At 43.2% G+C, this 16667-nt stretch carries 19 protein-coding genes; 8 read left to right on the forward strand and 11 right to left on the reverse strand.

What is annotated here, in order from left to right; translation table 11 throughout:
• Positions 1-84: 84 nt before the first annotated feature.
• From ACQKCG_RS03905 to ACQKCG_RS03915, 3 genes are all read right to left on the reverse strand, one after another.
• On the reverse strand, positions 85-459 hold the full coding sequence (locus tag ACQKCG_RS03905) for a DUF423 domain-containing protein (RefSeq protein WP_101205101.1): 375 nt from the start codon (positions 457-459) through the stop codon (positions 85-87).
• A 24-nt stretch (positions 460-483) separates the two neighbouring features.
• Positions 484-1347, reverse strand: coding sequence for an RNA polymerase sigma factor RpoH (rpoH, locus tag ACQKCG_RS03910; protein WP_197099889.1), 864 nt, complete (start codon positions 1345-1347; stop codon positions 484-486).
• Positions 1348-1587: 240 nt separating this feature from the next.
• The gene (locus tag ACQKCG_RS03915; protein ID WP_101205099.1) at positions 1588-2043 is read right to left on the reverse strand and encodes a sulfurtransferase TusA family protein; all 456 of its coding nucleotides are present in this window, start codon (positions 2041-2043) and stop codon (positions 1588-1590) included.
• Between the two features lie 538 nt (positions 2044-2581).
• On the opposite strand from ACQKCG_RS03915, the gene ACQKCG_RS03920 reads away from it, so the two are divergent.
• Positions 2582-4153: a M48 family metalloprotease gene (locus tag ACQKCG_RS03920; protein ID WP_227543660.1), complete on the forward strand. Its 1572-nt coding sequence runs from the start codon at positions 2582-2584 to the stop codon at positions 4151-4153.
• Between the two features lie 42 nt (positions 4154-4195).
• Here ACQKCG_RS03920 and ACQKCG_RS03925 read toward each other — a convergent pair whose 3' ends face one another.
• Both ACQKCG_RS03925 and rpsU read right to left on the reverse strand, forming a co-directional pair.
• Complete coding sequence (locus tag ACQKCG_RS03925; protein ID WP_057758141.1) at positions 4196-4645, reverse strand: GatB/YqeY domain-containing protein; 450 nt, start codon at positions 4643-4645, stop codon at positions 4196-4198.
• 203 nt (positions 4646-4848) lie between these two features.
• The gene (gene rpsU, locus ACQKCG_RS03930; protein ID WP_010195908.1) at positions 4849-5064 is read right to left on the reverse strand and encodes a 30S ribosomal protein S21; all 216 of its coding nucleotides are present in this window, start codon (positions 5062-5064) and stop codon (positions 4849-4851) included.
• A gap of 638 nt (positions 5065-5702) precedes the next feature.
• Here rpsU and ACQKCG_RS03935 point away from each other — a divergent pair.
• The 4 genes from ACQKCG_RS03935 to crcB all read left to right on the forward strand — a co-directional run bounded on the left by ACQKCG_RS03935 (position 5703) and on the right by crcB (position 8520).
• Complete coding sequence (locus ACQKCG_RS03935) at positions 5703-6041, forward strand: hypothetical protein (RefSeq protein ID WP_134292356.1); 339 nt, start codon at positions 5703-5705, stop codon at positions 6039-6041.
• Between the two features lie 125 nt (positions 6042-6166).
• A complete protein-coding gene (locus tag ACQKCG_RS03940) occupies positions 6167-6703 on the forward strand; it encodes a c-type cytochrome (RefSeq protein ID WP_134292357.1) in 537 nt (178 codons plus the stop codon).
• Positions 6704-7045: 342 nt separating this feature from the next.
• Positions 7046-8104 carry a tRNA (adenosine(37)-N6)-threonylcarbamoyltransferase complex transferase subunit TsaD gene (gene tsaD / locus ACQKCG_RS03945; protein ID WP_134292358.1) on the forward strand — a complete coding sequence of 353 codons (1059 nt, stop codon included), beginning with the start codon at positions 7046-7048 and terminating at the stop codon, positions 8102-8104.
• A gap of 44 nt (positions 8105-8148) precedes the next feature.
• On the forward strand, positions 8149-8520 hold the full coding sequence (crcB, locus tag ACQKCG_RS03950; RefSeq protein ID WP_134292359.1) for a fluoride efflux transporter CrcB: 372 nt from the start codon (positions 8149-8151) through the stop codon (positions 8518-8520).
• A gap of 114 nt (positions 8521-8634) precedes the next feature.
• Here the strand turns inward: crcB and ACQKCG_RS03955 are convergent, their stop codons facing one another.
• From ACQKCG_RS03955 to potA, 6 genes are all read right to left on the reverse strand, one after another.
• A complete protein-coding gene (locus tag ACQKCG_RS03955) occupies positions 8635-9078 on the reverse strand; it encodes a hypothetical protein (RefSeq protein WP_134292360.1) in 444 nt (147 codons plus the stop codon).
• Between the two features lie 89 nt (positions 9079-9167).
• Positions 9168-9560 (reverse strand): hypothetical protein, encoded by a 393-nt coding sequence (locus ACQKCG_RS03960; RefSeq protein ID WP_134292361.1) that lies wholly within the window; start codon positions 9558-9560, stop codon positions 9168-9170.
• A 243-nt stretch (positions 9561-9803) separates the two neighbouring features.
• Complete coding sequence (locus tag ACQKCG_RS03965; RefSeq protein WP_134292362.1) at positions 9804-10694, reverse strand: LysR family transcriptional regulator; 891 nt, start codon at positions 10692-10694, stop codon at positions 9804-9806.
• Between the two features lie 115 nt (positions 10695-10809).
• Entirely contained in the window at positions 10810-11616 is an 807-nt protein-coding gene (potC, locus tag ACQKCG_RS03970) for a spermidine/putrescine ABC transporter permease PotC (protein ID WP_134292363.1), read from the reverse strand.
• On the reverse strand, positions 11616-12494 hold the full coding sequence (gene potB / locus ACQKCG_RS03975; protein ID WP_134292364.1) for a spermidine/putrescine ABC transporter permease PotB: 879 nt from the start codon (positions 12492-12494) through the stop codon (positions 11616-11618). The genes potC and potB overlap by 1 nt, the downstream gene beginning before the upstream one ends.
• A complete protein-coding gene (gene potA / locus ACQKCG_RS03980; RefSeq protein WP_134292365.1) occupies positions 12494-13735 on the reverse strand; it encodes a spermidine/putrescine ABC transporter ATP-binding protein PotA in 1242 nt (413 codons plus the stop codon). The genes potB and potA overlap by 1 nt, the downstream gene beginning before the upstream one ends.
• Before the next feature lie 390 nt (positions 13736-14125).
• Between potA and ACQKCG_RS03985 the strand changes: the two genes are divergently transcribed.
• The 3 genes from ACQKCG_RS03985 to ACQKCG_RS03995 all read left to right on the forward strand — a co-directional run bounded on the left by ACQKCG_RS03985 (position 14126) and on the right by ACQKCG_RS03995 (position 16554).
• Positions 14126-14764 (forward strand): carbonic anhydrase, encoded by a 639-nt coding sequence (locus ACQKCG_RS03985; protein WP_057758161.1) that lies wholly within the window; start codon positions 14126-14128, stop codon positions 14762-14764.
• Between the two features lie 176 nt (positions 14765-14940).
• Positions 14941-15504, forward strand: coding sequence for a lactoylglutathione lyase (gene gloA, locus ACQKCG_RS03990; protein WP_134292366.1), 564 nt, complete (start codon positions 14941-14943; stop codon positions 15502-15504).
• A 72-nt stretch (positions 15505-15576) separates the two neighbouring features.
• Positions 15577-16554 (forward strand): mechanosensitive ion channel family protein, encoded by a 978-nt coding sequence (locus ACQKCG_RS03995; RefSeq protein ID WP_102094685.1) that lies wholly within the window; start codon positions 15577-15579, stop codon positions 16552-16554.
• Positions 16555-16667: the final 113 nt, after the last annotated feature.

Here is a 16667-nt window from a genome sequence, read left to right on the forward strand (position 1 = left end):
TTCACTACGTATCTTTTGTTTTGTTACTGATAATTCATTGCGGCTAATGTAAAGAGCTAAAAATCACAATTACTATCGAGTAGCTCAGCTAACTGAGTCTTTCAATCGAAAGGCGGAAACGGCCAGCCATAGCCAACCTACAATCATAAGAACACCGCCAATAGGCGTAATCGCACCGAACCAACGCGGTGCACCAAGCGTCATTGCATACAAACTACAAGCAAAAATGATAATGCCAATTTGTAGTAACCAAGCGGTCGTCTGAGTAATATATTTCAAACGAATCAGTAAGCCCACAAGCAATAATCCAAGCGCATGTACAAAAAGATATAGCGTTGCCGTATGCCACCACTCGAGTTGTTGAGTGCTGACACGACCTTCTAGACCATGAGCACCAAACGCGCCCAGAGCAACAGCAATTGCCATATTAATTGCTGCAATACCGATCCAATTTAACATTGAACAACTCGTATCATCTTAAGGCTACTGAATATCATCTGGCAAAATCACACTATCAATGGTCATCGCATCACGAATCTTGTCCATGGCATTTTTCTCAATCTGACGGACTCGCTCAGCTGAGATAGAGTAAACCGCAGCTAACTCATGCAAAGTGGATTTTTGCTCAGATAACCAACGCTGTTCGACAATATCACGCGAACGATCATCTAAGGTACCCATAGCAGCGATAAGTGCTGACGAGTTGTTTTCTTCCCAATCTGCTTCCTCTAACTGCTCAGCTGGGTCGATACCGTCTTCCAAAAATAGCTGAGGGGCATAGCGACCATCATCATCGTCGCTTGACTGCGCCTCGAACGAAGCGTCATAAGAAGTTAGACGTGATTCCATCTCTAACACTTGCTTGCGTGTGACATTCAAGTCATTAGCGATAGCGTCCGCTTCTTCTAGTGTCAGCTGATTATTGGTCTTCTTAAGGCTACGGAGGTTAAAGAACAGTTTACGATGAGCCTTGGTAGTCGCAACTTTCACAATACGCCAGTTGCGAATCACAAACTCATGAATTTCAGCTTTAATCCAATGTACGGCAAAGGATACCAAACGTACGCCTTTATTCGGGTCAAAACGTTTAACTGCTTTCATTAATCCTAAGTTACCTTCTTGGATTAAATCTGCTTGCGGCAATCCATAGCCCGAGTAACTACGCGCGATATGAATCACAAAACGTAGATGCGACATCACCAGTAGACGAGCGGCTTCGACATCACCTTCATCATAATAGCGATGCGCCAGCTCTTGCTCTTGTACTGGTGTCAAAATAGGGATCTGATGGACAGTATTGATATACGCACCCAAATTTACCCCTGGCGCTGACAGGTGAGTTGGCATAGCTGGTACTAAGTCGCGCGTACTGGTATTGCCCAATGTACTCGCATCATAAGGTGGTCGCTGAGCCGCGGCCTTTAATGCAGCATCGCGTGCATCATTTTTTATAGGAGCTGAGCCATCTTTTTTATTTGTATTTACAGCATCAGTAGAAGTATTAGCCATATTCTTGACCTTGGTTAAATAGTTAAGCAAATAGTCAGATAAAAATCTTTATGATTTAATTGTAAAGGATAGCAGCGCTTAGTTGCTATCAGTTTTGGTAATGATGAAGTGATATATTGTAGCGAAACGCTGTAATGATGTGCCATCAACTGACGAGTGGTCAGTAACTTCATTGACCACTAGCTCTAAACAATCTGCCGCCTGTGATTGCTGACTTTGTCGACAAAACGCTGTGATATCAGCTTGCGAGTTAGGGTCGGTTGCAACCACGTACAGCGATTCGCCAACTGTTACGTCACGTAATGCGACTTTAGTTTTTAACAATGGCATCGGGCATGCAAGACCGCGTCCATCAACAAAACCTTTTATATTTAGTTCAGATCGCGCTGTAGCTACATCATCTGGATTATGACTCTCAGTCGGTAGCAACTCTAGTAGACTCGCAATGTCGTTTTGCTGTGCATCAGTCAAATTCGCTGATAACTGTATAGAATGCGACACACGTTCGATGACTAATTCACTAGCAGCGGACATAACTTAAACCTTGTAGATGTCTATATTTTAATTTGCTTTATTAATAATAGGCTTTGTTATTGAGTACGAACATAATCCATCAATCATAAATTATGAGGTCGTCATCACAGTCACCTAAACCTACTATCATTGTTGCTTATTATACCAAATAGACAATGTATAGTTGCAGTTGAATATAATCAACGCTGCGTTCGGTTCACTAGAATCATATAACCAAGAGTTGCGCGATTAGCAATTGCCCGATGAATAGTTATACGATTGAGACTTACTGCATAAATAGTAGCCTAATTAATAATTACACAGCCATGTTGCGCAATCGTGACGGGTGGCTAAGTTATTGGTAGTTAAGTGCATTGTAGAATTGACCTTGGATAAACAAGCTCGTATAGTCGAAAAGACGTCGTCAATTATCTTATAGGATATGCACTTGTACCATGCTCATAGAACGAAGCGACCCGACAGCAACAACTCTTTAGTAGCCAAAAACTCTGTAGGCTTACCAATTATGTTATCTAAGCGAAAAGATAAACGTCATTTCATGAGTTTAGCTTTGCCAAATAGTATCAAAGTAGGGTTGTCAATGATGCTACTAGCCATGGCTAGTGGTGCGCATAGTCGTGAGAGTCAAACGCTGCCACTTGCTGATAGCTCGTGGCAAGTCACAGATCCGCAAACGCTAGATCTACCAAATCTGCGCGGGCAAGGCTTGAGCTTTGCTGAGCAATATCAGAATAAAATGCTTGGCGAGTGGTCATTACAGAATATCAATGGCCGTGTCAGAATGGAACATGATCCTTGGGTACAAGAAACGATAAAAGACATGACGTGGCGTCTCAATGCCCAAGCTCGTCAGCAAGCACCACTTGGCGTTGTTATCATTGATAATCCCAGTATCAATGCCTTTGCAGCGCCTGGTGGCGTAATCGGTATCAATACTGGAACGATACTGTCAGCTAGTAGCATGGATGAGCTGGCGAGCGTCGTCGCGCATGAAGTTGCGCATATCAGTCAACGACACTACGAAAGCGGCGCTGACGAACGTAAAAAAGCCTTGCTGATGCAGCTAGGCGGTATGCTAGCTGCGATTGCCGCCTCAGCTGTCGATGGTGATGCCGCTGCGGCTGTGATGATGGGCAGTCAGACAGCCTCTATGAATAGCAGTATGGCCTTTAGCCGTAGTAACGAGCGTGAGGCTGACCGAGTAGGGATGCAGATTATGACCCAAGCGGGTTATGATCCTCGGGCGATGCCACGGTTCTTTGCCACGATGAATCAACAGAGTCAGTTGAACCAAGTTGAGAATCAATTTTTACCGAGTTTTGTACGTTCACATCCTCTGAGTAATGAGCGGTTGAGCGAGTCACAAAGTCGCGCTCAGCAATATCCAACGCTCTCATTGAGCCAACAGCAGCGCCATCAAGCATTGTTTGATTTACTGTATTGGCGTGTGCAAGTGACTGGTAAACATGCCTCTGAAGTCACGCTGACAACGGCTGCTAAAAACAGTCTCGGAGCTAAACTTGCGCTAATGCATTGGTATGGAGAGCAGCAGCGCTTTACAGATGCTAATAAGGTATTGGCCGAGATAAATGCGTTATCAAGCACACAGCGTCAAAATTTAGAGCCTCTATTGTCGATTACGCACAGTCAGTTATTGAGTGAACAAGGTAAGTGGCAACAAACCGTAGATGTCTTAGAGAGCCAGCAGCGCCTATATCCTGAGCGCCGTGATTTACGTCTTTATCTGGCCGAAGCACTGACTAACAGTAATCAACCGATAAAAGCCCAAGCGTTGTTGAAGCCACTAACAGAACAGCAGCCAAGCGACCGTTACGCATGGCAAAGCTTGCAACTTGCCAATGAAAAACTTGCTAAGACCACCACATCACCACAGTTAGCCAATATCGCGACGATTAATGCATTGCGCTATCGCAGTTATGATCAGCTATGGAATGGGCGTTATGAGAGTGCGCTGACCTCTCTGACACAGGCCAAACAGTTGACGGAAAATCTGCAAACCACAGATCAGGCCAATAGTGCTCGTCCATTACTAGCTAATATTAATGCTGAAATTAAAGCAATAAAAACCGCCAAAGACTTTAAGCCCTAGGCGGTTAGTTGTACAGATTAGCCTGCCAATCAATAGCAAGTGTTAGCCTTGTAGCGCGTCTTTAACCATTTTAGAAATCAAAGCAGGATCAGCACGGCCAGCTGTCTTATTCTTTAAGACACCCATGACGCTACCCATATCACGCATAGACGTAGCACCTTGCTCAGCGATTTCAGCATTTACCAATGCCATGATCTCGTCTTGATTCATTTGCTGCGGCATAAACTCGTTGATGATATCAATCTCAAACTGCTCTTTGGTGGCCAAGTCATCACGGCCATTTTCTGTAAAGATAGTTAGTGATTCTTGACGCTGCTTTAGCTGTTTTTGCAAAACTTCTAATACTTGGGCGTCATCAAGTTCTGTCTGACGGTCAATCTCGATTTGTTTCACTACTGACTGTACATTGCGCAGTACTTTGACGCGCTCAAGCTCACGAGCTTTCATTGAAACTTTGATATTGTCTGATAACGTCTGTTTAAGTTGGCTCACTGCTATTATCCTTATCGATCTGTTAAATGCTATTCGTTAGATGTCGTTTGTTAAATTTTTAGAACCAAACCTGCTGATAGTGGTTTTAATAAAAAATTATGTCAGCAGTAATAACAAAAATTGTAGCATAAAAAACGCCACTGATATCGATTGATAACAGTGGCGTTAGTGTAGCGCTTGTACCTAGCTAATCAGATTACTGATTAGTACATACGAGTGGTACGAATAGTTTCGCGTTGTAACTTCTTCTTATAACGCTTTACGGCAGCAGCTTTTTTACGCTTACGTACTTGCGTTGGTTTTTCATAAAACTCACGCTTACGTACGTCTGACAATACACCAGCTTTTTCACAAGCACGTTTGAAACGACGGATAGCGATATCAACTGGTTCGTTTTCTTTAACCTTAACTGCAGGCATGAAGACTCCTCGATTAGGATGAGATATAAGGGCATTAGTTTGGCTGTGTATTAGTATTTAGCCGTAATATCTCAAGATTACAGGCATCAGCTCAAACTAGGACAATTCTCACGCATTAGCGTAAGGGCAGGTATTTTAATAAAAAATACCAACAAAGTCAATGATTTTAAGCATTTATTGCCGATAGGGTATTCAATTAGATGGCTATTTGAATTTGGCTCACAAACTATGAATTCGACATATATACAACGCTTTATCAATAAAAAATCCCTACCGTCTATAACGGTTTGATTGGAGTTTATGCTATGATAATTCCCATATTATAGGGTCTATTGAACTTTCAAATATTAGGACTGCTGATAGCTAAAGTTACACTAAACTAGGCGAAAACCGACGATAATGTCGAGATCTTAGCTAGGTTTTCAACAACGGTTGGGGTAATTTTAGCATCAGCCTTTCAGGGCAGTACTCTTTTTTGTCAATATATGGCGAAATAGTTTGACCTAGAATGACTAGGCTTCAACAATTTCACTGCATATTGTCTAAAAAATAGTGACTGTCAGCACCCCATTTGAAAGTTCAATAGACCCTAGTAAGCCTATGAACCGTCTTGTGTGTATTTTATTGAGGATGTTGGAATGAAAAAAACAGTATTTAACACGGCATTAAGCACCGCACTTATCGTAGCTTTAGGTATGAGCGTGAGCGCTTGTAGTGGCGGCGAAGAGCATGAAGAAATAATGGCAATCGATCGCGTTGACGAAGCTGCTGAACTTGCCATCAAAAATGCACCACCAGCTGAAGAAATGGAGTTCCCAGAGACAGCACCAATGCCAGCGGCTGATGCAGTGGGTACAGAAGCTGACGCTGATACTACAGAAGCAGCAGCTACCGATAGTATGGATACAGCCGCTGCTCCTACTGACAGCGCTGATATGGCGGCTACTGACGATACAGCTGCAGCCATTGCTGAATAATTTAGTGGTTAATGGACTATTAACTCAATGGACTATTAAACAGTCGTTGGTCGTATACGTAAGTACTTTAAGCTTATATAACGCACCTCTAATTGATTGCAGACTGACTAAGTAAGGGTAAAACCATGATTGATATACAACCGTATATGAACAAGCTGAAATTGTCTGTGATCAGCATGAGTGTGGTATTTGCTGTGAGTGCTTGTAGCGGTGATAACACAGCTACGGAAGAGTCTACAGCAGCCAATGAGCCTGTTACCGCTATAGAAGAGAAAGCTGTAGCAGAAACCGAAGGCACGACGCCTGAGTCTGTGGTTGAGCCAGAAACAGATACAGAACCAAAAGCAGCAACAGAGTCTGCCGACATAGTAGATGACGCAGTGGCAACACCTGAAACTGATTCTGAGCCTGAAGTGTTGGCAGCAGATGCAGGTGCCAAACTGTATGAATCAAATTGTCAGGTGTGTCATGCTGCAGGTTTGCTCGATGCGCCAAAGTATGGTGATACAGCGGCTTGGACAGCTCGTCTGACCAAAGATAAAGAGACGTTGTACATGCACTCGGCTAAAGGCTTTAATAAAATGCCAGCGCAAGCAGTAAACGGTGTGACCGAAGCACAAGTTAAAGCAGCTGTTGATTATATGCTAGCGTCGGTAAGCTGATACTCTATATTAGAGTATGTCAGCTATTGAAATTTGCTAAACTGGCCGTCATTGTGACTGACAATGACGGTTTTTTTATGCACGTTTTTTGTCATGTCAGTCTGAGAATATACAGCTGTATCAAGCGAATTCGAGATAGTGTGTGGCTGATTGTATTATAGTCGGTGAACTACTAAACCGCTACGGCGTTACCCTCCTTAGATGTACTACTTGTACAATCTGCAGTCGGCTGCCTTGTACTCATTTTAGAGTTCTTTGACTATAGTTATCCAGTTTCTCAAAATGATGTAAGATAAAAGTGCGATAAAAATAGCACGAAAACGAAAGTATAAAGGCAAAAGTATGAAAGTATTGGGCTTAGAGACCTCTTGTGATGAGACGGGGCTAGCGATTTTTGATAGTGAGCAAATAAATAGCGACAACCAAGGTTTGGTCGGGCAAGTACTGTACTCTCAGATTGAGCTGCACGCCCTTTATGGTGGCGTTGTGCCTGAGCTTGCTAGCCGCGATCATATTCGTAAGCTAGTACCGTTACTTAATGAGCTACTCGAACAGTGCGATATGACAAAAAGCGAGATCGATGCGATTGCCTATACCAAAGGGCCTGGACTTATTGGTGCATTGATGACAGGTGCATTATTTGGACGTAGCTTGGCATATGGTTTAGATATCCCAGCGATTGGTATTCATCATATGGAAGGGCATCTTTTGGCGCCGCTTATGGGCGCAAACCCTCCGGCGTTTCCTTTTGTCTCGCTATTGGTGTCTGGTGGGCATACGTTACTGATTGCTGCACACGGTGTTGGACAATATGAGATATTGGGTGAGTCGATAGATGATGCGGCGGGTGAGTGCTTTGATAAAGCGGCTAAAATGTTGGGTCTGCCTTATCCTGGCGGTCCTAATATTGCTAAGCTGGCAGAAGCTGGTAATCCTGACGCTTACGCACTCCCAAGACCAATGCTACATCGGGGTCTAGACTTTTCGTTTAGTGGCATGAAAACAGCCGTACATAATCTGATTAAGGATACGCCACACTCAGGAGGGTCGGGTAATGGCGCTGACAGCGATCCACAGATTCGTGCTGATATTGCTGCAAGTTTTCAGCATGCAGTGGTCGACACGCTAGTGAAAAAATGTGTCAAAGCACTTAAGCAAGCAGATATGAGCCGCTTAGTAATTGCAGGCGGGGTCAGTGCCAATACTCATCTGCGTGAGATGTTAGAGGCTGAACTGGCTAAGATCAATGCAACGGTTCATTATGCACCGCCTGCGCTATGTACGGATAATGGCGCGATGATTGCTTATGCAGGTTTTGAGCGCTTGCAAGCAGGACAGTCTGATGATTTGGCTGTTAGCTGTATTCCGCGTTGGCCAATGACAGAGTTGCCAGCCGTGTAATTGAGCCTTTGGTCCAACACGTTTATATGAATTAAGGACAGTCTATGCAGTGGCTTGCTATCGGTTTGGGCGCAGCATTCGGTGCTTGCTTGCGAGCGTGGCTATCGCGTTTTAATGCCTTGCACGGTTGGGTGCCACTCGGTACCCTGAGCGCCAATATCTTAGGCGGACTGCTGATAGGGTTGGCGCTAGTGTGGTTTGAGCGTATGGGTAGCAACTTGTCCGATCACGTGCGCGTGTTTGTGATTACTGGCTTCTTGGGCGGATTGACTACGTTTAGCACGTTTAGTGCAGAGGTGTTTGGCTTTATTCATGATGGGCGGTTGCTAGCAGGTTTAGCGCTCATCGGTTTGCATGTAGGACTGACGTTATTGGCAACTGCTATCGGATTCTATTTCTTTAAGCTGGTTTTGTAGCTGTTGATATTAATCGCGATAGTCCGTTATAAGTAGTTCCAAAGATACAGTCTGTTTTAAGTGGTCTATTAATAGGTTTGAGGGGCTTTTTAGGTGGTTCCGTTGGGATATACCCTAAAAGCGTTCCTCTTGAAATTCATGATATTTAGAAGAAAGTTTATGCAACTTACTTTTGGATTCTTCGTTTAAAGAATCATACAAGTCATTATTCAAGACATCATAAGCGCATATAAAAGCACTTTTGTTTTTTTGAGTATATTCTTGCATCATATCTATACAAGAAAATGAACTAAGTATGTTGAATAGGATATAGATATTGTGAGGGTCGTATTTTAAAGCCCTTTGGAAATAAATTAATGCAGAGTAGTTTTGTTGATCTTCTGAAAGATATGGAGCAAGATCTACCGTTATTCCTTTTAAATTTAAAGCCTCCGCTATTTCACTATCTGTTGAATTACTATCAGTAATTACTTCATTTAAGATACTTATAGCAAGTTCTGGCTCATAATTTTGGCAAAAAATCTCTGCTTGGGTCAATTTTTTTTCTATGATAGACATTATTTTTCACCCATTGGTCTTTGATTATAAGGTCAACAGATCGATGCCTGTATAGCGCACCGAACATGAATAGAGTATGCAAATAAACCCTAAAAAAATGTAGTCATTCTTAAGCTGGAGGGAGTACTTTCAATTACATTATTATTTTTTGGGATGAATATCCATGTATCAAAACTTACAGCTGTAACGTCGTCAAAAGCATTTACTATACTTTCAACAGTAGTCTCTATAATCGGGTATGCTGCATCATTCCAGATAATAAAACAACTATCTGTCAGTCTGAGATTTATTTGATTTTTAGTTTCTTCTATACAGTTTAGCAGCACTTTTTTATCAACCTTGTTCCAGTCAATTACTCCGCTACCACTAGTTCGTATTGGAAATGAGCTAACAAACTGATCCATTACTTTCCTAGACTCTTCATCGGCTAATATTCTAACTTCTTTAAGAGCATCTAAAGCTTCATCGAATAAAACACTCATACAAGTGACCTGTTAAATTGTTTAAGATAATTAAGAGTAATTCGATTGAATCTTGAAAAGCTTGCTTCGTGTACATTACCAATGTACACCGCGACTACCTAAGTAACTCAAGATACTGATACCATTAACCTACAGCCAGAGATTCAATTCCTCACTAGGGAACCATCATTTTCCCCAACGCCTATCATAACGTAAGAAAGCAAACGATATTTATAACCAAAAAATGTAATAAACAGTGGAGTATTAAACTGGTTTTACAATCGCTTCCAATAAACTGGCAAAACCCTGCATATAAGAAATGTCTTGACTAGAAATACGCGTCGCGGCGTACAGCTGACAATGTACACCATCACCTAGTGGTCGCGAGACGACCCAACCTTTTTTCTCATATTCAGCAACCACCCAATCAGGCAATGCTGCTACGCCGCGTTCACTAGCAACCAACTGAATTAGCATTGCGGTCAGCTCTGTCGTACGAACACTCTTAAAGCTTACTTGTGCTGGCGTCATAAAATTAGCAATGATGTCGAGACGCTTGGCCTCTACTGGATAGGCAATTAATGTCTCATTAATCAAATCATCAGGGTCAATAAATTTTTGAGCAGCTAAATCATGCGTTGGTGAAAGCACCAAACGACTCTCGTACTCAAACAATGGCTGATAGCTGATACCGTCGAGCGGTAAATCACTGGTAGTGATAAGCAGATCAATATCACCTTCCATGAGTAGATGATGCGGCTCAGGCTCAAACCCTGTGGCAAAATCTAGCTCGACATCCGACCATTCACGGCGATAGTGGTTAAGTATCGGCATAAGCCAATCAAAGCAGCTATGGCACTCTGATGCTAGGCGTAATCTGCCTGCTTGACCGTGTGCTAAGCGCTTGAGGTTAGATTTGGTACGAGTAACTTGCGGTAGGATATTGTCTGCCAATGCCAATACTGCTTTACCTGCGGGCGTAAAACTAAGCGGGCGTGTCCGACGATTGACTAAGCTGATGTCGTAATAGTTCTCAAGCTCTTTTAATTGATGCGAAACGGCTGAGGCAGTAACGTGTAGCTCATCCGCCGCTGCTGCAAGTGAACCATGCGCCCGTAGCGCGGTTAACGTATTAAGATGACGTAGCTCAAGCATAATATAACCTAACCGCTAAGGTGAGAAAAATTCATTATAGTCAATATAGCGCTGACTTTCACTCATAGTCCGGTATTAATGCTCAGTTAATAAGCAATTAGTCAGCAATCAACATCTAGCGCTTGCGTAATAATAACTGTGAGATAACGACCAATACTAGAGAAGCAACCAGCAATAACGTACCAATGGCGTTAACTTCTGGTTTGAGTCCTACGCGCACCATAGAATAAATGCGCAGCGGTAAGATCTCATAGCTAGGCCCTGTGACAAAGGTCGACACCACTACATCATCTAGCGATAAAGTGAAAGCTAGCAACCAACCTGCCATGACCGCAGGCAAGATAACGGGAATCAATACGGTGCGCACCATGGTTGATTCGTTAGCACCCAAGTCGCGTGCCGCTTCCATTAAACGCTCATCTAAACTACTCAATCGTGCAAAGACGGTAATGACAACAAAGGGTAGGCAAAAGGTAATATGAGCCAATAGCAGTGAGACAAAGCCCAATTGCAAACCAATCAGTAGGAATAGCGCCAATAACGAGATAGCCAATACAATCTCAGGCGACATCATCAGGACAAACAGCAGACCGTTTAGCAAGCCTTTACCGCGAAAATTATAACGGTGTAATGCCAGCGCTGTAAGCGTACCTATCAAAGTTGAGACGGTGGCTGCCACCAATCCTAATACAATAGAGTGCCAAAACGCATCGAGCATTGCTTGGTTATTGAATAATGATTCGTACCACTTTAAGCTAAAACCGCCCCAGTTATAGCCAATTTTTGATTTGTTAAAGGACATCACCACCAAGACAATGATTGGCAGGTATAACAGGGTATAAATCAGTCCGAGATAGCCTTTGGCAGCGATACTACCAATCTTAAGCGGGCGAGTTTTTTTATTCGGTGAGCTGTAAGACATTAGGCCACCTCGTTGAAGTCGGTCTTGCCAATGCGGCGGCTACTGGCACGGTAGGCTAGTAATAATACCGCCATCGCTAGTGTCAATAAGACGCTGGCCGCAGCACCAAATGGCCAGTCACGCGCATCTAAAAATTGGTTTTTAATGATATTACCGACCAATAAATTACGAGAACCACCCAAGATATCTGCCACATAAAACATGCCCATCGCAGGCAACAGCACGAGCAGTACACCAGAAATAATCCCCGGTGTCGTTAATGGCAGTACCACATGCCAAAAGGTCTGTGTTCTAGTTGCACCCAAATCCTGCGAAGCCAATAGCATGTCATTACGCAAGTCAGTAAATACAGCATATAGCGGCAGTACCATAAATGGAAATAACAAGTAGGTTAAACCTGCAATCACCGCGCCTTGGGTATATAAAATATCGATTGGCGTATCGATTATACCGATGGCTAATAGTAATTTATTAATCAAACCGTTATTGGCAAATAGTAATTTGAGCGCATACGTCCGTACCAAAGAGTTGGTCCAAAATGGCAGTATCAGTAGTAGCATCAGCAACGGCTGCCAACGTACTTTTGCTTTGGAAACCAGCCATGCAAAAGGGTAGCCAAACAGTAGGCAGATAACCGTTGTGATACCTGCCATCCATAATGAGTGGACAAATACCTCAAAATATAAGGGGTCAATCATCCGCACATAACTGTCGATACTGACAGGCAAGCTGATAAAGGCACTGCTATCGCGGGTCAAAAAACTGACAGCGATGACTAGGATATTTGGTAATAGTGCAAATATCAGTAGCCAACCCCAAATTAGCCAAAGCGTAGCGGTACGAAATGGACTTTTACTGCCTAAGTGGTTGCGGGCCATCAGCTACCATCCTTTTGTACAGTCGTGTTTTTCATAGTGTCAGGATCTTCTGGCAATACCCATTCCCAGCCATCTACCCATGAGACTTTGACGCCCTCGTTTAGTTTGTAATCAAAGCTTGGATCATCCTCATCAAAAAATTCAGAGGCTTTAATGATATGACCATTTGCCAGTTCGATAATCGAGTCTAAGGTGCTACCTTTATAGTTACTCTCGATGACACGGCCCAACAGTCCGCTATGCTCATTGTCTTTTGGATCGTAGATACGCAGGTCTTCGGGGCGAAGTAGTAAATTGACGATATCGCCCACTTGCACGTCATTGGCAAAATTGGGACGACGTAAGTTGCGTAAGGTGGTCGGCCCTTCTTGCACTTGCGCTTCACAGACTTCGACCTCGATACGTCCGTTGGTCACTTTGCCATCTCGATCTGGCTGGTCTGGATGGACACCTTTGACCTCGGCTCTAAACAAATTGGTCTCACCGATGAATTTAGCAGTAAATAAATTGGCAGGGGTTTCATAAATTTCGATAGGCGTACCGATTTGCTGGAACGTGCCGTCTTTCATTACGGCAATACGGTCTGACATTGAGAGCGCTTCTTCTTGGTCATGAGTGACAAAGACAAAGGTTATGCCCAACTCACGTTGCAGACGCTTCAGCTCAGACTGCATTTGCAGGCGCAGTTTGTGATCGAGCGCGGATAATGGTTCATCGAGCAATAGTAGTTTAGGACGGTTAATCACCGCACGTGCAATCGCAACTCGCTGCTGCTGACCACCAGACAAATCTTGCGGCTTGCGGTTGGCCAAATGCTCTAGCTGTACCATCGCTAGCATCTCACTGACACGTCTTTGGATTTCATCTTTTGGGACTTTCTTTAGCTTTAGGCCATAAGCCACATTTTGGGCAACGCTCATATGAGGGAACAACGCATAATGCTGAAATACGGTATTGACTGGACGTTTATCAGCGGATAAGCCTGCCATCTGTACGCCATCCAAATATATCGCCCCAGCGTTCGGCTGCTCAAAGCCTGCAATCAAGCGTAGTAATGTCGTCTTACCACAGCCTGATGGGCCAAGCAGCGTCAAAAACTCACCATGTTTAATATCAAGGTTGATGTCTTTTAGAACTTCGGTTTGATCATAAGTTTTTTTTAGACCAGTCAGTTGCAGCAGCACCTGATCATCATGAGGTGACGCAGAGGTGTTATACGTATTTTGAGATAAATCGGTCATAATATCTGTTCCTGAGCGTCCAATATCTGTATACAGCTAGCTGTCATTATAGGGATTGGTATGAACGTAAGCGCGGTCTGATTGCTGCCTGATTGCTGCGTATTATAACAAACCCTTGATATAAGTCAGTGCAAGTTCGTTATAAGTTACGCGAGTCATACTATCGTAGCAGCGATATGCACAGCTATATTTTTAGATGTGACTACATTCACTTAAAGATATTTAGACAAATTTTTTTACCGTTTTTTGGTTTTTATTGCTATACAATCACGTTATGGCTGACAAACATGATTAGCCTGATAGTTTGGCGATAAATAGCCAATCTGTGCTTGAATACATGTATGCAAAAAAGCTTATAACTCTAATATTATTGATGATAAAGGATCTCTCATGCCTACCGATATACGTCCAACCACAGGTCAAGAAGCGCTTGAGCTTTTAAAAGCAGGTAATGCACGCTACGTTGATAGCCTCACCAGTACCGATGAGTATATGCAGCGCCGTCCAGAGTTGGTCAAGGATCAAAATCCATTGGCCATTATTTTGGGTTGTTCAGATGCACGAGTACCAGTTGAGATTGTTTTTGATCAAGGTTTGGGAGATTTGTTTGTTATACGAGTCGCGGGTAACGTCGTTGCACCATCACAGATTGGTTCAATCGAGTTTGCAGCTGAAGCCTTTGGCACACAATTGGTAGTGGTACTTGGACATTCAAAATGCGGCGCTGTCACGGCTTGCGTTGAGACATTGATTAATCCTGAACAGAACTATTCACCTAACTTGCAATCTATCGTTGATCGTATTCGCCCAAGCGTTTATAACTTGCACGAACTGGCAACTGCCAATGGTCAAGACGTCGATGCAGACGAGTTGGTCGATCGTTCTATCCGCGCTAACGTACGTATGTCAGTCAGTCAGCTAAAGCATGGCTCACGTGCATTAGAGGACTTAACCAATAGTGGTCAGCTATTGGTAGTCGGTGCTGAGTATGATCTTGAGACAGGAAAAGTGCGTTTTTTAGATAGCTAGTTAGTCTTAGATAACTAGCTAGTTAGGGTATACAGACGAACACACCTTGTTCATATTCTTACAAAACCCTATCAGTTATTTCGCCATTTTTTATTATGATAAGAGAACGACGCAAATTACGACAATCTTGATTTGCGTGTTTTTGCCTTTATTTTCTGAATTATATTAGGATAATTATGTCTACTTCATCTAACAACAATAACGACGCAATAGACCAACCTGCTAGCAGCGTCAGTACTGATGGTGTTCAGCCAATCTCATCACAGACGACCGGTTTTACTTTTAACCACACCATGCTGCGTGTCAAAGACCCAGTGAAATCGCTTGAGTTTTACACTGGCGTCTTGGGTATGACCTTGCTTGCCGTTAAGAAGTTCCCTGACATGGGATTCGATTTATATTTCTTGGCTAAGTTGACCGAGAGCGAGCGCGAAAACCTGCCAACTGGCGATGATCTAGAAATCTTTGCTTTCCGTCAGCGTGGTATTTTGGAGTTGACGCATAACTACGGCACCGAAACCAAGGCTGATTTTAGCTATCATGACGGCAATCAAGATCCGCAAGGTTTTGGTCATATTTGTTTTAGCGTTCCAAGCTTGGATGAAGCGGTTGCTTGGTTTGATAAAAATGACGTCGAATTTAAAAAGCGTCCAGAAGACGGTAGCATGAAAAACATTGCCTTTATCAAAGATGTAGACGGCTACTGGATCGAAATTGTTCAGGCCGATTTGTTGGGCTAGTTGTCAGAAAGACAGCACCTATTAAGATAAGTGCGCTAATAAAAATAAATAGAATAAAGGAGTATCACCCAGATGCCTACCTCTGAGGCAGAAACGACACTGAGTGCTGAGACAGCTGCGCAGTCTACGACAACGGATGGATTGACCTATCAAAGCATCCTTGGTTCGGCAAATGAGATATGGGTTGGCTTTGTTGAACGCATCCCATACTTTGTCGCATCAATTATCGTTATCCTAATTTTTTGGTTCTTATCGATTGTCTTCAAAAAAATCGTTCACAAATTATTAGGTAGCCGTAGTCGGCATCAGAACTTGGTCAAAGTGTTTCAGCGAGTAGGTGGGGCGCTTATTTTCTTTATTGGTTTTATGATAGCGATGGTTATTGCAGTGCCAGGATTCACCCCTGCTAAGCTGATTGGCGCGCTCGGTATTGGTTCCGTTGCTATCGGTTTTGCTTTTAAGGATATCTTCCAAAACTTACTCTCTGGTATCTTGCTGCTAATTTCAGAGCCGTTTCGTATCGGTGATCAGATTGTCTCAGGCGACTATGAAGGAACAGTCGAAGATATCAAAATTCGCGCAACTACCATCAGGACTTATGATGGCCGTCAAGTGGTGATTCCAAATTCAGATCTCTATACCTCAGCATTGACCGTCAATACCGCTTATAAGCAGCGCCGTCTGCAAGTCGCAGTTGGTATCGGTTATGAAGATGATATCGAAGCGGCCAAAGCTGAGATTATCAAGGCGTTAGATAAGATAGAGAGCGTCTCGAAGAAAGCAACGCCAAGCGTGATTGCTACTGGTTTTGGTGGTTCGTCCATTGATCTAATGGTACGCTGGTTTATCGAAGATGGTACGCAAGCCAATAAGGTTGCCTCGATTCATCAAGTAATTGTAGGTATCAAAAACTCGTTGGATGCAGCGGGCGTAAATATTCCATTCCCAATACGTACGATCGATTTGAGTGATCCTTCAGTGAGTGCAATCGTTAATAAAATGAACGAGCAGCAAGACGTTGTGGATGTGAATAAAACAGTAGCAGAGTAGGGCGCTCGGTGAAATATTTAATTAGTGTTAAAACTTTGATTTCCACATTATTCAGAAAACTAAAAAACCGCCACATCAATTGATATGGCGGTTTTTTTATACGTGTCTACGTG

The sequence above is a fragment of the Psychrobacter sp. NPDC078929 genome, from assembly GCF_050267985.1.
Taxonomy (GTDB): Bacteria; Pseudomonadota; Gammaproteobacteria; order Pseudomonadales; family Moraxellaceae; genus Psychrobacter.

Bases quoted from the DNA above. Each gene is read 5' to 3' on its own strand.
- ACQKCG_RS03965 (WP_134292362.1), bottom strand. From the start codon at position 10,694: ATGCTTGAGCTACGTCATCTTAATACGTTAACCGCGCTACGGGCGCAT.
- potA (WP_134292365.1), bottom strand. From the start codon at position 13,735: ATGACCGATTTATCTCAAAATACGTATAACACCTCTGCGTCACCTCAT.
- ACQKCG_RS03905 (WP_101205101.1), bottom strand. From the start codon at position 459: ATGTTAAATTGGATCGGTATTGCAGCAATTAATATGGCAATTGCTGTT.
- crcB (WP_134292359.1), top strand. From the start codon at position 8,149: ATGCAGTGGCTTGCTATCGGTTTGGGCGCAGCATTCGGTGCTTGCTTG.
- ACQKCG_RS03920 (WP_227543660.1), top strand. From the start codon at position 2,582: ATGAGTTTAGCTTTGCCAAATAGTATCAAAGTAGGGTTGTCAATGATG.
- tsaD (WP_134292358.1), top strand. From the start codon at position 7,046: ATGAAAGTATTGGGCTTAGAGACCTCTTGTGATGAGACGGGGCTAGCG.
- ACQKCG_RS03940 (WP_134292357.1), top strand. From the start codon at position 6,167: ATGATTGATATACAACCGTATATGAACAAGCTGAAATTGTCTGTGATC.
- ACQKCG_RS03935 (WP_134292356.1), top strand. From the start codon at position 5,703: ATGAAAAAAACAGTATTTAACACGGCATTAAGCACCGCACTTATCGTA.
- ACQKCG_RS03985 (WP_057758161.1), top strand. From the start codon at position 14,126: ATGCCTACCGATATACGTCCAACCACAGGTCAAGAAGCGCTTGAGCTT.
- ACQKCG_RS03955 (WP_134292360.1), bottom strand. From the start codon at position 9,078: ATGTCTATCATAGAAAAAAAATTGACCCAAGCAGAGATTTTTTGCCAA.
- potB (WP_134292364.1), bottom strand. From the start codon at position 12,494: ATGGCCCGCAACCACTTAGGCAGTAAAAGTCCATTTCGTACCGCTACG.
- ACQKCG_RS03960 (WP_134292361.1), bottom strand. From the start codon at position 9,560: ATGAGTGTTTTATTCGATGAAGCTTTAGATGCTCTTAAAGAAGTTAGA.
- potC (WP_134292363.1), bottom strand. From the start codon at position 11,616: ATGTCTTACAGCTCACCGAATAAAAAAACTCGCCCGCTTAAGATTGGT.
- ACQKCG_RS03995 (WP_102094685.1), top strand. From the start codon at position 15,577: ATGCCTACCTCTGAGGCAGAAACGACACTGAGTGCTGAGACAGCTGCG.
- ACQKCG_RS03915 (WP_101205099.1), bottom strand. From the start codon at position 2,043: ATGTCCGCTGCTAGTGAATTAGTCATCGAACGTGTGTCGCATTCTATA.
- rpsU (WP_010195908.1), bottom strand. From the start codon at position 5,064: ATGCCTGCAGTTAAGGTTAAAGAAAACGAACCAGTTGATATCGCTATC.
- rpoH (WP_197099889.1), bottom strand. From the start codon at position 1,347: ATGCCAACTCACCTGTCAGCGCCAGGGGTAAATTTGGGTGCGTATATC.
- gloA (WP_134292366.1), top strand. From the start codon at position 14,941: ATGTCTACTTCATCTAACAACAATAACGACGCAATAGACCAACCTGCT.